Source organism: Marinobacter sp. UBA2498 (assembly GCF_002341575.1).
Lineage (GTDB): Bacteria > Pseudomonadota > Gammaproteobacteria > Pseudomonadales > Oleiphilaceae > Marinobacter > Marinobacter manganoxydans.
Genome location: NZ_DDOI01000145.1, coordinates 45,343 through 46,807, shown reverse-complemented (window position 1 = coordinate 46,807; position 1,465 = coordinate 45,343). Strand labels below are relative to the sequence as shown.

General features: G+C 57.4%; 2 protein-coding genes. Both read right to left on the bottom strand.

From position 1 onward, the window contains the following. The coding region (locus B2W52_RS20230; protein ID WP_286803979.1) for a circularly permuted type 2 ATP-grasp protein at window positions 1-1,175 on the bottom strand (1,175 nt) is incomplete at its 3' end. Between the two features lie 14 nt (window positions 1,176-1,189). Then, a partial coding sequence (locus tag B2W52_RS20225) for a putative zinc-binding metallopeptidase (RefSeq protein WP_286803978.1) occupies window positions 1,190-1,465 on the bottom strand: 276 nt, incomplete at its 5' end.

Below are 1,465 nucleotides of genomic sequence, written 5' to 3'. Positions count from 1 at the left end.
GGCCCCACCAGCATGCCATAGCCCCCGGACTCGTTCGCGGGCTTGACCACCAACTCGTCGAGATGCTCAAGGACATACTCCTGATCCTGCTTGTTCACACACATGTAGGTGGGCACGTTCGGGATGATCGGCTCCTCATCCAGGTAGTAACGGATCATGTCCGGCACGAAGGCGTAGATCACCTTGTCGTCGGCCACGCCGGCACCCGGTGCATTGGCGAGGCCAACCTTGCCATTGCGCCAGGCTCGCATCAGACCGGGCACGCCCAGAGTGGAATCGGAACGGAATACCTCCGGGTCCAGGAAATCGTCGTCAATGCGGCGATAAATCACATCCACGCGCTCCAGGCCCTCGACAGTACGCATGTAGACACAATCATCTTCGCCAACCACCAGGTCGGCCCCTTCTACCAGCTCGGCGCCCATGCGCTGAGCCAGGAAGGAATGTTCAAAATAGGCGGAGTTGAAAATACCTGGCGTGAGCACCGCAATTTTCGGGTGGTCCTGAGGCCGGGGCGAAATCGACGCCAGCATGTCGAACAGCTGGTTGGTGTAGTCATCGACCGGCAGAATGCTGGTTTTGTCGAACAGCTCCGGGAACACCCGTTTGGTCAACTGACGGTTCTCCAGCATGTAGGAAACACCCGAGGGGACCCGCAGGTTGTCCTCAAGAACATACACCTTGCCATCTTTATCCCGCACCAGGTCGGATCCACAGATGTGCGCCCAGACCCCCAGTGGCGGCGTGAACCCCCGACATTGCTCGCGAAAGTTCTTCGAGTTGGCGAACACATATTTGGGGATGACCTTGTCCTTGACGATGTTCTGGTCGTTGTAGATGTCGTTGATGAACATGTTTAGGGCCGTCAGGCGCTGGGCCAGACCCTGCTCGATGGTTTCCCACTCCCGACGCGAAATAACCCGGGGAATGATGTCGAAGGGCCAGGCCCGGTCAATATTTTCGCCCTCGCTATAGATAGTGAAGCTGACCCCCATCTCAAGTATCGCCAGTTCGGCCGCCTGCTGGCGCGCCTGGATTTCCTCGGAACCAAGATTGCCCAGGTAGTCGGTAATCGCCGTGGCCGCAGGCCGGGGCTTGCCCTTGGCAGCAATCAGTTCATCGTAGAACTCGTTGGGATCGTAGTTTTTCCAGTCTATCGATTTGTTCTTTTTCATTTGGGGTCCTTTCGTTAACCACCGTGAGCTATTCGGTGTACCAGACGGAGTTTCTCCACCACCGGAGCCGCAAGCACGAAGGGGTAGGCATCGTCATGCCCCATGCTTCGATTCAGGCTGTTGAGCGCAAGCGTCAGGGGTAACCAGTGCTTGATCAGTGCATCGAAATCGTCGGCCTGGTAGGGGTCAAACGCAGGGTCTGGTTCGCTGTTCATTACCGGGCGCTGGCGGGCATTCACCCGCATCCCGAACTGCCAGGCAGTCTCTAATGTATCCACCATATGCAGGTA